Genomic DNA, 12,547 nt, shown 5'->3' with positions numbered 1-12,547 from the left:
AGTCTGTTAGAGGAACCTTCGGCCTTCGCCCGAAAGATCTAGACCGCGGCTCGTCCCTTCGGCCCGCGCCGGGCCGCCGCCGGTCCGGACCCCGCTCCGAAATCGCAGCGAGCGCTAGCCGGAAAGCTGGTATAACGGCGGTACGGTACGGGGTCGTCCTGGTCGGCGGGCGGCTACCGGCCCCACCCGACAGCCCCGGAAGGACGCCGTGACCCGCTTGGTTCGCCCGCTCTCGACGGCTGTCGCCGTCGCGCTCCCCTTCGCTCTCCCCGCCGTGCTCGCCGTCTCGCTCGCCGCCTGTGGCGAGCAGAACAGATACGTCGCTCCGCCGCCCCCCCGGGTGACGGTGGCGAAGCCCGTGCAGCAGGCGGCGATCCGCTATCTCGAGGCGACCGGCTCGACCGTGCCGGTCAACCAGGCGGATCTGGTCGCCCGGGTCGCCGGCTTCGTCCAGGGCATCAGCTACGACGATGGCGAGGAGGTGAAGCAGGGCCGGCTCCTGTTCACCATCGAGCCCGAGCCCTACAAGGTGAAGGTCGACCAGGCCAAGGCGGCCGAGCTCGGCGCCGAGGCCAATCTCCGGCAGCAGCAGATCGTCTTCGACCGCCAGGTCGATCTGGTCGCCAAGCAGGCCAGCCCGCAGTCGCTGCTCGACCAGGCGACCGCCAGCCGCGACACCGCCCAGGCGAATCTCGACCAGTCCAAGGCCAACACCCTGCTGGCCGTCATCAACGACGGCTACACCCGGGTGACGGCGCCGTTCGACGGCATGGTGACGGCCCGCCAGGTGTCGCTCGGCCAGTATGTGGGCGCCAACGGCCAGCCCACCACGCTCGCCAGCATCGTGCAGGTCGCGCCGATCTACGTGACCTTCAACATCAGCGAGACCGACGTCCAGCGCATCCGCGACGAGATGGCCCGCCTCGGCCTCACCCGCGACGACATGCGCAAGGTGCCGATCGAGATCGCCACCCAGACCGAGATGGGATACCCGCATGTCGGCACGCTCGACTATGTGGCGCCCTCGGTCAGCGCCTCGACCGGCACGCTGCTCGCCCGCGCCATCCTGGCGAACGACAAGCGCGCTTTGCTGCCCGGCTATTTCGTCCGCGTGCGGCTGCCGATCGAGCGCATCCCGAACGCGATCCTGGTGCCCGACACGGCGATCGGCAGCGACCAGGGCGGCCGCTACGTGCTGGTGATCGGCAAGGACGATGTCGTCGAGCAGCGCAAGGTCGAGGTCGGGCCGCAGGTCGGCGAGCTGCGCATTATCGAGAAGGGCCTCGGGCCGGACGACCGCGTCGTCGTCGGCGGCGCCCTGCGCGCCGTGCCGGGCCAGAAGGTCGACCCGCAGCTCACCACGCTCGCGGCGCCGCCGCCGGTCGAGCTGCCGAAGGCGCCGCCGGCGCCGCCGCCGCTGCCCAACACGCTGCCGGCCGCGCCGAAGGTGGCCGACCCGGTGCTGGCGCCGGTGCCCTCACCGGCGCCGCCGGCCCTGCCGGGCGGGCTGCCGCGCCCTCGCACCATGCAGTGAGCCCGGCATGATCTCCAAATTCTTCATCGAGCGGCCGGTCCTCGCCAACGTTCTGGCCATCCTGATGATCGTGATCGGCGCCGTGGCGCTGCTGCGGCTGCCGGTGTCGCAGTATCCCGACGTGGTGCCGCCCACCGTCCAGGTCACCACCAGCTATCCGGGCGCCAGCGCCCGCACCGTGATCGACACGGTGGCGCTGCCGATCGAGCAGCAGGTCAACGGCGTGCAGGGCATGATCTACATGCAGTCCTACGCCGGATCGGACGGCAGCTACACGCTGACCGTCACCTTCGAGATCGGCACCGATCTCGACATGGCGCAGGTGCTGGTGCAGAACCGCGTCGCCACCGCGCTGTCGCAGCTACCGCAGTCCGTCCAGGTGCAGGGCGTGACGGTGCAGAAGAAGATGACGTCGATCCTCCAGATCGTCACCCTGACGTCGCCGGACGATCGCTTCGACAGCCTCTATCTCGCCAACTACGCCACCATCCGGCTGCGCGACGAGATCGCGCGCCTGCCCGGCGTCGGCAACGTCACGGTGTTCGGCGCCGGCCAGTACTCGATGCGCGTCTGGCTCGATCCCAACCGGCTCCAGGCGCGTGCGCTGACCACGCAGGACGTCGTCCAGGCGTTGCAGGGCCAGAACCAGCAGGTGACGGCCGGACAGGTCGGCATGCCGCCGTCGCCCCGCACGCAGAACTTCCAGTACACGCTCGAGGTGCTGGGCCGCCTCGATGATCCGGACCAGTTCGCCGCCGTCATCGTCAAGACCGGCCAGAACGGCGAAGTCACGCGGGTGCGCGACATCGGCCGGGTCGAGCTGGGCGCGCAGACCTACAGTCAGATCTTCACCCAGGACGGCAAGCCGGCCGCCGGCATCGCCATCTATCAGTCGCCCGGTGCCAACGCGCTCGACGTCGCCGATCGGGTCAAGGCCAAGATGGTGGTGCTGGCCAAGGACTTTCCGCAGGGCCTCATCTACGGGGTGCCGTTCGACACCACGCTGTTCGTCACCCAATCGATCAACGAGGTGTACAAGACGCTGTACGAGGCGGCGATCCTGGTGCTGATCGTCATCCTCCTGTTCCTCCAGGACTGGCGCGCCATGCTGGTGCCGGCCACCACGGTGCCGGTCACCATCGTGGGCGCCTTCGCCGCGATGGCGGCGCTCGGCTTCACCGTCAACCTGTCGACCCTGTTCGCCATCGTGCTGGCGATCGGCATCGTGGTGGACGACGCCATCGTGGTGGTCGAGGGCGCCGCCCACAACATCGAGAAGGGCATGAGCGGCCACGATGCGGCCATCGGCGCCATGGCGATCCTGCTCGGCCCGATCATCGGCATCACTTTGGTGCTGATGGCGGTGTTTCTGCCGGCGGCGTTCCTGCCCGGCCTCACCGGCCGCATGTATGCGCAGTTCGCTCTGGTGATCGCCGCCACCGCGTTTCTCTCCGCCATCAACGCCCTGACCCTGAAGCCGACCCAGGCGGCCACCTGGCTGCGCGCCCCGGTGCCGCCGGAGCAGCGCAACGCCTTCTTCCGCGCCTTCAACGCGGTCTATGGCCGCGCCGAGCGTCTCTATGCCGGGCTGATCGGCCGCATGGTGCGGGTGAGCGGCGCCATGGTGGTGGTGGCGCTGCTGATCATCGGCGGCGCCTTCTGGGGCTTCACCCGGGTGGCGACCGGCTTCCTGCCCATCGAGGACCAGGGCTATGTGCTGGCCAGCGTGCAGTTGCCCGACGGCGCTTCGCTCGGCCGCACGCAAGGCGTGCTCGACCGGGTGACCGAGATCGCCCGCAAGACGCCGGGCGTCAAGCAGGTGATCGCCATCGCGGGCGTGTCGCCGCTCGACAACTCCGCGTCGCTCGCCAATGCGGGCGTCGCCTACATCATGCTCGACGACTGGGACAAGCGCGGAAAGGGCGAGGATCTGCGCTCGCTGCTGATCGGCCTCAACGGCTCTCTCGGCGACATTCCCGAGGCCAAGATCCTGGTGGTGCCGCCGCCGCCGATCCAGGGCGTCGGCAATGCCGGCGGCGTCACCATGCAGATCGAGCTGCGCGACGGCAGCTTCGATCTGGTCAAGCTGCAAGGCATGGTCGACAGCTTCGTCGCCAACGCGGCGACGCAGTCGCAGATCCAGCGCGTCATCTCGACCTTCCGGTCGAGCGCGCCGCAATACCGGGTCGAGGTCGACCGGGTGAAGACCGAGACCCTGCAAGTCTCACTCGATCAGGTGTTCCAGACGCTCGCCGGTTATCTGGGCTCCACCTATGTGGATCAGTTCAACAAGTTCGGCCGCGTCTTCCAGGTCTATGTGCAGGCCGACGCCGACTTCCGCCAGCGGCTGGAGGACGTCCGCAATCTCACGGTGCGCAACGCCAAGGGCGACATGATTCCCCTCGGCACGCTGATGAGCATCACGCCCACCGTCGGGGCGCCGCTGATCAGCCTGTACAATCTCTATCCGTCGGCCACCATCGTGGCACTGCCAGCCGCCGGGGTGTCGACCGGGCAGGCGATGCGGCTGATGGAGCAGATCGCCGACAAGACGCTGCCGCCGGGGTCCGGCATCGAATGGACCGCGATGTCGTACCAGGAGAAGATCGTCGGCAATCAGATGTTCGTGGTCTTCGCGCTGTCGATCCTGCTGGTCTATCTGGTGCTGGCCGGCCAGTACGAGAGCTGGTGGGCGCCGATCGCCGTGGTGCTGGCGGTGCCGCTGTCGCTGCTCGGCCCGGTGCTGGCGCTGAACCTGCTCCGGGTCGACAACAACCTCTACGTCCAGATCGGCCTGGTGCTGCTGATCGCGCTGTCGGCCAAGAACGCCATCCTGATCGTCGAGTTCGCCCGCGAGACGCGGGCCGCCGGCAAGTCCATCCTGGAGTCCGCCGTCGAGGGCGCGCGCGAACGGTTCCGGCCGATCCTGATGACCTCGTTCGCCTTCATCCTGGGCGTCGCGCCGCTGGTGGTGGCGAGCGGGGCGGGCGCCTCGGCCCGCGCCTCGATCGGCATCACGGTGTTCTCGGGTATGATCGCCTCGACCTGCCTCGCCGTGCTGTTCGTGCCGTCGTTCTTCGTGATGGTGCAGCGGTTCGAGGAGTTCCTGGCGGCCCGCAAGGCCCGGAAGGCGGGCGCCGAGCCGCGGAGCCCGGACGGCACGGCGGCGCCGGCGGAGTGACAAACCTCGCCATGGCCGGGCTCGTCCCGGCCATGGCGGACCCGGATCGCCGCCTACATGGTCCCGTCGGCCTCGTCCTCGTCGTCCTGCACGTCATCCTCCTCGAACGGCGGCTCCTGGTCCTCGGGCTCGGGCGGATAGGTGTGGGTGCGGCCCTGGAGGTCCTCGATCTCCCAGCGCTCGGCGCCAGGGGCGCAGCCGCCGGCCGGCACCGCGTGGGTCGGCCCCACCGGCACCTTGCCGGCGCCGCCCGGAATGTCGAGCACATAGGTCGGCTGAGCGAGGCCGGAGACGCGGCCGCGCAGGCGCCGCATCAGCGCCTGCCCGTCGGCGATGGTGGTGCGCAGATGCGCGGTGCCGGGCGCGAGATCGCCGTGGTGCAGGTAGTAGGGTTTTATGCGCGCGGCCACGAAGGCCCGCATCAGCTCGGCCAGCGTCTTGTCGTCGTCGTTGACGCCCCTGAGCAGCACCGATTGCGACAGCATCGGGATGCCGGCGTCGATCAGCCGGGCGCAGGCTCGTCGCGCCGCGTCCGTCAGCTCGCGGGGATGGTTGGCGTGCAGCACCACATAGGTGGCCTTGCCGGGAATTTTCAGCGCCGCCACCAGCGCCGGCGTGATCGCCTCGGGCACCGCCACCGGCACCCGGCTGTGCAGCCGCACCACCCGCACATGCGGGATGGCGCCGAGCGCGGCCACAACGGCGCCGAGCTTGTCGGGCGCCAGGATCAGCGGGTCGCCGCCGGTGAGGATCACCTCGAAGATCTCGCGCCGGCCGCCGATGTAGTCGAGCGCCGCCGCGATCTTCTTCGGCGACAGCGTCGGGCGGCCCTCCGGCCCCACCATGGCGCGGCGGAAGCAGAACCGGCAGTAGACCGGGCAGACATGCACGAGCTTGAGCAGCACCCGGTCCGGGTAGCGGTGGACGATGCCCTCGACCGGGCTCATGGCGTCGTCGCCGATCGGGTCGGGCCGCTCCTCCGGGGCGGTGTCGAGCTCGGCCGGATCGGGCACGAACTGGCGGGCGATCGGATCGTTCGGGTCGGTCGGATCGATCAGCGCGGCCAGCGCCGGCGGCACCGCGACGGCATAGCGTGCCGCCACCGCGTCGAGCACGGCGACGCGGGCATCGGGCACCAGGCCGGCGGCGGCAAGCTCGGCGGCGCTGCGCAGGGTCTTGGATCGCGTGGTCATCGGGGGCCTTTCGGCTTCCAGCGATACGCCGGCGGCGCGGCGGCCACAAGGCGGGCTCCCTTCACCTCTCCCCGCCGCTGGCGGGGAGCAGTTGCGCGCTGCCGCGGCGCCGTCTACGCCACCGGGGTCCAGATCACCTGGTCGATGCGCGGCGCGCCGGTGGCCAGCATCACCAGCCGGTCGAAGCCGAGGGCGCAGCCGGACGCCTCCGGCATCACGGGGAGCGCCGCCAGGAAATCGTCGTCGATCGGATAGCGCTCGCCGTAGACGCGCGCCTTCTCGTCCATCTCGGCGACGAACCGGCGGCGCTGCTCGCCCGCATCGGTCAGCTCGCCGAAGCCGTTGGCGAGTTCCACCCGGCACACATACATCTCGAACCGCTCGGCCACCCGCGGGTCGTGCGCGGTCGGCCGCGCCAGCGCCGCCTCGGCGACCGGATATTCGGTGAGCAGGGTCGCGCGGGCGATGCCGAGCTTCGGCTCGACGCGCTCGACCAGGATGCGGCTGAACACGTCCGACCACGTGTCGTCGGCGGCGGTGCGGATGCCGGCCGCGGTCGCCGCGGCGACGAGGCCGTCCCGGTCGGTCTCGGTCGCCGTCACGGTGGCGAGGAGATCGATGCCGGCGAAGCGGTCGAACGCCTCGGCGACGGTCAGCCGCTCGGGCGCGGCGAACGGGTCGGCGGTGACGCCGCGGAACGACACCGTCCGGGTGCCGGCAGTCTCGGCGGCGAGCGCCAAAACGGTGGCGCAGTCGTCCATCACGGTACCCCAGGGCTCGCCAGCCCGGTACCATTCCAGCATGGTGAACTCGGGGTGGTGGAGGGCGCCGCGCTCGCGGTTGCGGAACACATGGCCGAGGCAGAACGGGCGCGGCTCGCCGGCGGCGAGCAGCTTCTTGCAGGCGAATTCCGGCGAGGTGTGCAGGTAGAGGTTGCGTCGCCCGCCGTCGGGGCCGATCGCCTCGGTGGCGAAGGCGTGCAGATGGGCCTCGTTGCCGGGCGACACCTGGAGCGCGGCGGCATCGATCTCGACGAAGTCCTGGGCGGCCAGGTGGGCGCGCAGCCGCGCCGCGATGCGGTTGCGGGCGAGCAGCAGCGGCCGGCGGTCGGCATGGACATGCGGCGACCACCACGGGGAGGCGGCCGTCATCGCCCGGCCGGGCCTCGATAATCGATTCTAAAGCTTTGAATCACAGGTATTTCCTGGTTCGGGCCGCGGCCCCGGGAAGGACCGCAGCCGGCTCCCGCTCCGACGCGAAAGCACTGGCGGCGCGCTTCAGGATCAGTATGTTGCACGCGAAATCGCCGGTTTCCGGGCTTCGACGCCGCTCCCCGCTGGCGCGCCGGCCGCCATCCAACGAGGACTAACGCACGTGAAGGTCATCGCCAGCTCGCTCCGCAAGGGCAACATCGTCGATCTCGACGGCAAGCTCTACGTCATCCTGACGGCGGAGAACATCCACCCCGGCAAGGGCACCCCGGTGACCCAGCTCGACATGCGGCGCCTGTCCGATGGCGTGAAGCTGTCGCAGCGTTACAAGACCACCGACCAGGTCGAGCGCGCCCATGTGGAGGAGCGCGAGTTCCAGTACCTGTATCAGGATGCCGACGGCTTCCATTTCATGAACATGGAGAGCTACGACCAGGTCGCCGCCGGCGAGGACGTGGTCGGCGATCAGGCCGTCTATCTCCAGCCCGAGATGAAGTGCAAGCTGTCGGTGCACGAGGGGGTGGTGGTCGGCCTCGAGCTGCCGCAGCGGGTGGTGCTCGAGGTGGTCGAGACCGAGCCGACCGTGAAGGGGCAGACGGCCTCGTCGTCCTACAAGCCGGCGGTGCTGTCGAATGGCCTGCGCACCGGCGTGCCGCCGCATATCGGCACCGGCACCCGTATCGTCGTGTCGACCGCCGACGGCACTTACGTCGAGCGCGCCAAGGACTGAAGCCGGACGTTCGGTGCGGTGCGACGTGCCGTCTCTCCCGACACCCGTTCTGGCGAACTGGCGGGCGGCTCCGGCGGGGTCGGATGGACCGGCGGCGAGCTGGATCGCGCCGGACGGCTGCCGTGACCTGATCTGCCACCAGGCTCCCGGCGCCCCGCCGCGCTGGTTCGTGTCGGATCTCGACGACCGCGCCCGCACGGTCGTCCTTGCGGCCGGCCACACGGCCGCCGGCTGGCGGCTGCGGCCCGGCACCGCCATCGCGACCGACGCTCTCCTGGTATCCCTGCGCGGCTGTGAGCCCGATGCCGACGTGGTGCGGGCGCGGCTCGCCGACTTCGCCACCGTGCCGGCCGCCGTCGCCGAGGCGATCGCGGCGCTGGCGGATGCGGGCGGGAGCACGGGCGAGGCGTCGTCGACCTACCGGGTGACCGCCGCGGCGGCCGATCTCGGTGTCGCTCCGCGCACCCTCCAGCGGCTGCTCCTGGCCGCCACCGGGCGGCCGCCGTCGTTCTGGCTGATGCTGGTGCGGGCCCGCCGGGCCGCGCGGGCGCTCGCCGGGGCGGCGAGCCTGGCGGCGGTGGCGCATGCCCACGGCTATGCCGACCAGGCCCATATGAGCCGCGACCTCGGCCGCTGGTTCGGCCTCACCCCGACGGCGCTGCGGCGTGATCCCGCCCGGGTCGCGCGGCTCGCCGATCCCGGCTGCGACTGATGCCGGCTGCGGCCGCTCAGGCCGGCGGCGCCACCGGGGTGCAGATCTCCACCAGGAAGCCGTTCGGATCGGTCACATAGGCGGTGGTCTGGCCCCACGGCATCGCCTCCGGCGGCTGCACCGGGGTGGCGCCCGCCGCGACGGCGTGCGCGAAGGCGGCCGCTACGTCGGCGGTCTCGAAGGCGATCTCGAACACCGGCCGTCCCGGTTGCGGCCGGGCCGGCGACTTGCCGAGCTTCTCCATCAGGGCGAGCGACGAGAAGGCGAGCAGTGTCGCCCCGGTATCGAGATCGCCGTAGTCGCCGCTCTCGTGCAGCATTCGCCGCTTCACCCCGAAAGCCGCCTCGTAGAAGGCGAGCGTCGCGGCGACGTTCTCGACATACAGGATGGTGTAGCGGAGCTGCATGGGGGACCTCTTCGGATGGAGCCGCCCGCGGCCGCGGGCTCGGCCCCCCAGTAGGCGAGCGGCCGGCGGACGTCTTGAAGGAATGCGACAGCGGGCAGCCCGAAGCGACGAGCCGGCGGTCAGGTTCCGACCCGCAGCGGCGCCGTCAGCTTGGCGAGCGCGGCCAGCACCGACAGCGCGGTGATCCGCCCGGTGCGCGGGTTCTCCGACGGGATGTTCTCGATCGACATGGAGAACTTGGCCGAGTCGGCGTCCACCTCGATGGTGTGGCAGTTGCGCTCGACCCCCGGGTCCGCCCAGATCTCGATGGTGGTGCGATCGGGGCCGATGCCGGCCAGCGCCAGCGCCGCGACGACGTTGACGTTGGCCGGGAAGCCGGCCGCGGCCTCGCGGGCGGAGCCGGCGAACACGCGCAGCGGCTCGCCGAGCCCGTCGACCGAGATGCCGTTGTCGACCAGGAAGGGCGCGCCGGCGAGCCCGCGCGGCGGCTTGCGGGTGACCATGCGGACCGAATGGACGGTACCCTGGGCGGCGGCCGTGACGGCATCGAGGCCGATCAGCGCGCCGGTCGGGATGATGATCTGGCCGCCCTTACGCTTGGCCAGTTCCAGCAGCTCCGGCCGCGGCAGCAGAGCACCGGCGCTGAGCACCATCACCCGCTTGCGGGCCGACAGCATCGGCCGGCAGATGTCCTCCAGCACGCTCGCCGGCGCGCACTCGACCACCAGGTCGGCATGCGACGGCATCGCCTCCAGCTTGACGATCGGGCAGGGGATGCTCTGCTGCTCCAGCCAGGTGCGCGCCTTGCCGGGATCGCGGACCGCGATGCAGGCGAGCTCCAGGCCCGGCATGCCGTCGGCGAGGGCGCGCGTCACGATGCGGCCGATCGCGCCCAGCCCGGCAACTCCAATCCGCAGGGGCACCATTTTCGCCTTCCCGTAGGCCGATTTTCCTGCGACTTTACCGCCGCCGGACGTGCAGATCGCTTTTCATATCCGAACGCTCCGATCAAACAAGGAGGAACCGATGCTTCGTGCCGCGTTCAAGGTCGGCCTGTCGGTCGTCGCCGCACTGTGCGTGACCACGGCCGCCGTCGCGCAGGACTATCCCACCCGACCCCTGACCATGGTGATTCCGTTCGCGGCCGGCGGACCGACGGACGTGCTGGGACGCATCGTCGCGCAGCGCCTGGGCGAGGTTATCGGCCAGCAGGTGGTGGTCGAGAACGTCGGCGGGGCCGGCGGCGGCAACGGCTCGCAGCGGGTCGCCAACGCGGCGCCGGACGGCTACACGATGGTGCTCGGCACGGTCGGCACCCACGCCCAGAACCAGACCCTCTACAAGCGGCCGCTCTACAACGCCGAGACCGATTTCACCCCGGTGGCGCTGCTGGCCGACGTGCCGATCGTGCTGGTCGCCCGCAACGACCTGCCGGCCAAGACCTTCCGCGAGTTCGTCGCCTACACCAAGGCGAACGCGGCCAAGATGTCGTTCGCCTCCGCCGGCTCGGGCTCGGCCTCCCATCTCGCCTGCACGGTCACCAACAGCACGGCCGGGCTCAACGTGACCCACGTTCCGTACCGCGGCACCGGCCCCGCCATGCAGGACCTCCAGGGCGGGCGCGTCGACTATCTCTGCGACATGATCTCGACCGCCAAGGCGCAGATCGACGGCAAGACCGTCAAGCCGATCGCCATCCTGACCAAGACCCGCTCGCCGGCGCTGCCCGACCTGCCGACCGCGAGCGAGGAGGGGGTCGACGTCGAGGCCTATACCTGGAACGCCATCTTCCTGCCCAAGGGGGCCCCGGCCGCGGTGGTGAAGAAGCTGAACGCCGCGCTGATCGAGACCATGAAGACGCCGTCGGTGCGCGAGCGGCTGGCGGGTCTCGGCGCCGTGGTGGTGGCGCCGGAGCGGCAGACCCCCGAGTATCTCGTCTCGTTCGTCAAGAGCGAGATCGAGAAGTGGGCGGCGCCCATCAAGGCGAGCGGCGTCCAGGTGGAGTGATCGCGGCCGTCGCGGGTGCCGCCGCACCCTGCCGTCCACGCATGGGCGGCGGAACGGCTTGGCAAGGGGGCGGGCCGCCCGGCCCGCTCGGCACTCGCTTCGAGGCACTGGCTTCGGAGCACTGGCTTCGGGGCGTATGGCATTTGGCGCGCGTCGTACCCGGCGAGCGTCGGCACCGGCGCGGGAGAGCCCCGGCCCATATAGTCTCCATCCCGTATAGTTTCCGGCCAGTATCCCGTGCGGCGGGCTGCCGCGCGCGGTGAGGCTGCGGCGCGCCGCGGGGCGGGCTGCGCTGCCCCACGCCCCCCTCGTTCGGCCGTCACGGTCCGGAGGCGTACGCATGTTGCGGCCGCGGCGGCGTTCCTATACTCGTCCCGCCGTTCGTCCGTGCCGGCGGCCGCCGGTCGCACGGGACGTCGTGCATTGCTCCGCATCGAGATTGGGCCCTCCATGGCACTGGTGTTTCCGTTCTCCGCCATCGTCGGGCAGGACGAGATCAAGCTCGCCCTCCTGATCGCCGCCGTCGATCCGTCGGTCGGTGGCGTCCTCGCCTTCGGTGACCGCGGCACCGGCAAGTCCACCGCGGTGCGCGCCCTGGCGCAGCTCCTTCCCAAGATGAAGGTGGTGGTCGGCTGTCCGTACGGCTGCGAGCCGGGCCGCCCGGCGCCCGCCTGCGAGCACTGCCGCGGGCTCGACGAGAGCAAGGTCAAGAGCCGCCAGGTGCAGGTGCCGGTGGTGGACCTGCCGCTCGGCGCCACCGAGGACCGGGTGGTCGGCGCGCTCGACCTGGAGCGGGCGTTGACCCAGGGCGTCAAAGCGTTCGAGCCGGGACTGCTGGCCCGCGCCCATCGCGGCTTCCTCTACATCGACGAGGCGAACCTGCTGGAGGACCACCTGGTCGATCTGCTGCTCGACGTCGCCGCCTCGGGCGAGAACGTGGTCGAGCGCGAGGGCATCTCGATTCGCCATCCGGCCCGCTTCGTGCTGGTCGGCACCGGCAACCCGGAGGAGGGCGAGCTGCGGCCGCAGCTCCTCGATCGCTTCGGCCTGTCGGTCGAGGTGCGTACCCCGGAAGACCTCGCCACCCGCATCGAGGTGGTGCGCCGGCGCGACGCCTTCGAGCGCGATCCCGAAGCCTTCGTGGCCAAGTGGAAGAAGGAGGACGACAAGCTGCGCCGCCGCATCCTGGCCGCGCGCGAGCGTCTTCCGGAGGTCAAGGTGCCGGACGCCACCCTGGAGAGTGCCGCCAAGCTGTGCATGGGGCTCGGCACCGACGGCCTGCGCGGCGAGCTGACGCTGATCCGCGCGGCGCGCGGGCTGGCGGCGCTGGAGGGCGACGCGACCGTCGGCGACAAGCACCTCAAGCGGGTGGCGCCGTCGGCGCTGCGCCATCGCCTGCGCCGCAACCCGCTCGACGAGGCCGGCTCGACCGTGCGGGTCGAGCGCGCGCTGGCGGAGCATTTCGGCGCGTGATCGGTGCGCTCGCGTCCGCCTCTCCCGACGTGCGGGAGAGGCGAGGGGCGACGAGCGCGGCCTGCCGTCCCGGCTTCATCGGCCAGTTGCGAGAGCCGAC

10 protein-coding genes are annotated in these 12,547 nt (G+C 70.9%); 6 read left to right on the top strand and 4 right to left on the bottom strand.

The genetic code is table 11. The features are described from left to right. The first annotated feature begins 208 nt into the window (after positions 1-208). On the top strand, positions 209-1,534 hold the full coding sequence (locus ACFQUV_RS12665) for an efflux RND transporter periplasmic adaptor subunit (RefSeq protein WP_129607494.1): 1,326 nt from the start codon (positions 209-211) through the stop codon (positions 1,532-1,534). Positions 1,535-1,541: 7 nt separating this feature from the next. Beyond that, positions 1,542-4,715 (top strand): efflux RND transporter permease subunit, encoded by a 3,174-nt coding sequence (locus tag ACFQUV_RS12660; RefSeq protein ID WP_129607493.1) that lies wholly within the window; start codon positions 1,542-1,544, stop codon positions 4,713-4,715. A 53-nt stretch (positions 4,716-4,768) separates the two neighbouring features. On the opposite strand, the gene ACFQUV_RS12655 is transcribed toward ACFQUV_RS12660, so the two are convergent. Beyond that, complete coding sequence (locus ACFQUV_RS12655) at positions 4,769-5,908, bottom strand: lysine-2,3-aminomutase-like protein (protein WP_129607492.1); 1,140 nt, start codon at positions 5,906-5,908, stop codon at positions 4,769-4,771. A gap of 113 nt (positions 5,909-6,021) precedes the next feature. Then, the gene (gene epmA / locus ACFQUV_RS12650) at positions 6,022-7,059 is read right to left on the bottom strand and encodes an EF-P lysine aminoacylase EpmA (protein ID WP_129607490.1); all 1,038 of its coding nucleotides are present in this window, start codon (positions 7,057-7,059) and stop codon (positions 6,022-6,024) included. A 223-nt stretch (positions 7,060-7,282) separates the two neighbouring features. Here epmA and efp point away from each other — a divergent pair, with 223 nt between their 5' ends. Continuing rightward, positions 7,283-7,849, top strand: coding sequence for an elongation factor P (gene efp, locus ACFQUV_RS12645; protein WP_111387612.1), 567 nt, complete (start codon positions 7,283-7,285; stop codon positions 7,847-7,849). A 25-nt stretch (positions 7,850-7,874) separates the two neighbouring features. Next, positions 7,875-8,561, top strand: coding sequence for a helix-turn-helix domain-containing protein (locus tag ACFQUV_RS12640; protein ID WP_165363749.1), 687 nt, complete (start codon positions 7,875-7,877; stop codon positions 8,559-8,561). A 16-nt stretch (positions 8,562-8,577) separates the two neighbouring features. Here ACFQUV_RS12640 and ACFQUV_RS12635 read toward each other — a convergent pair whose 3' ends face one another. Both ACFQUV_RS12635 and ACFQUV_RS12630 read right to left on the bottom strand, forming a co-directional pair. Beyond that, positions 8,578-8,967, bottom strand: coding sequence for a VOC family protein (locus ACFQUV_RS12635; RefSeq protein WP_129607487.1), 390 nt, complete (start codon positions 8,965-8,967; stop codon positions 8,578-8,580). Between the two features lie 119 nt (positions 8,968-9,086). Next, the gene (locus tag ACFQUV_RS12630; protein WP_129607485.1) at positions 9,087-9,893 is read right to left on the bottom strand and encodes an aspartate dehydrogenase; all 807 of its coding nucleotides are present in this window, start codon (positions 9,891-9,893) and stop codon (positions 9,087-9,089) included. Positions 9,894-9,993: 100 nt separating this feature from the next. Between ACFQUV_RS12630 and ACFQUV_RS12625 the strand changes: the two genes are divergently transcribed. After that, complete coding sequence (locus tag ACFQUV_RS12625) at positions 9,994-10,974, top strand: tripartite tricarboxylate transporter substrate binding protein (protein ID WP_111388732.1); 981 nt, start codon at positions 9,994-9,996, stop codon at positions 10,972-10,974. Positions 10,975-11,424: 450 nt separating this feature from the next. Then, positions 11,425-12,447 carry a magnesium chelatase ATPase subunit I gene (gene bchI / locus ACFQUV_RS12620; RefSeq protein WP_111384284.1) on the top strand — a complete coding sequence of 341 codons (1,023 nt, stop codon included), beginning with the start codon at positions 11,425-11,427 and terminating at the stop codon, positions 12,445-12,447. The last annotated feature ends 100 nt before the right edge of the window (positions 12,448-12,547 follow it).

This window comes from Rhodoplanes sp. P11 (assembly GCF_964266735.1).
In the GTDB taxonomy this organism is placed as follows: domain Bacteria; phylum Pseudomonadota; class Alphaproteobacteria; order Rhizobiales; family Xanthobacteraceae; genus Rhodoplanes; species Rhodoplanes serenus.
The sequence above is the reverse complement of the archived record's forward strand: the minus strand, read 5'-3'. Positions and strand labels throughout refer to the sequence as shown.

Coding starts and splice junctions, on each gene's coding strand:
- ACFQUV_RS12660 (WP_129607493.1), top strand. CDS start 1,542: ATGATCTCCAAATTCTTCATCGAGCGGCCGGTCCTCGCCAACGTTCTG.
- ACFQUV_RS12655 (WP_129607492.1), bottom strand. CDS start 5,908: ATGACCACGCGATCCAAGACCCTGCGCAGCGCCGCCGAGCTTGCCGCC.
- epmA (WP_129607490.1), bottom strand. CDS start 7,059: ATGACGGCCGCCTCCCCGTGGTGGTCGCCGCATGTCCATGCCGACCGC.
- ACFQUV_RS12635 (WP_129607487.1), bottom strand. CDS start 8,967: ATGCAGCTCCGCTACACCATCCTGTATGTCGAGAACGTCGCCGCGACG.
- ACFQUV_RS12630 (WP_129607485.1), bottom strand. CDS start 9,893: ATGGTGCCCCTGCGGATTGGAGTTGCCGGGCTGGGCGCGATCGGCCGC.
- ACFQUV_RS12625 (WP_111388732.1), top strand. CDS start 9,994: ATGCTTCGTGCCGCGTTCAAGGTCGGCCTGTCGGTCGTCGCCGCACTG.
- bchI (WP_111384284.1), top strand. CDS start 11,425: ATGGCACTGGTGTTTCCGTTCTCCGCCATCGTCGGGCAGGACGAGATC.